Raw genomic sequence first — 283 nt, 5'->3', positions numbered from 1 at the left:
TTCGGGGGTGGTGGGAGAAGTCCACCAAACGGGCAATACGGTGATTGATGCGTTATTAGCTGTGGCCAAGGAAAATCCGGTTTGTGATATTCCGGGTTTGGACTGGGACTCCCATCGGGTGATTTTGGCGACAGTCCACCGCCGGGAAAACTGGGAACACCTGGAGGATATTGCGAGGGGGTTTCTCCAGATTCTAGATCGGTTTTTGGATGTGGCGCTACTGTTACCCCTGCATCGCAATCCCACGGTTCGGGAGACTTTGACCGCTTTACTGGGAAATCAT

1 protein-coding gene is annotated in these 283 nt (G+C 53.0%); it reads left to right on the top strand.

Features of this window, described 5'->3' with window-relative positions; translation table 11 throughout:
* The coding region (locus B9T16_RS29750) for a UDP-N-acetylglucosamine 2-epimerase (RefSeq protein ID WP_410246502.1) at positions 1–283 on the top strand (283 nt) is incomplete at both ends.

Origin of the sequence: Arthrospira sp. PCC 8006 (genome assembly GCF_046480465.1) — a bacterium.
Classification (GTDB): domain Bacteria; phylum Cyanobacteriota; class Cyanobacteriia; order Cyanobacteriales; family Microcoleaceae; genus Limnospira; species Limnospira platensis.
Note: the sequence above shows the minus strand (reverse complement) of the source record. Positions and strands in the feature narration are given on the sequence as shown.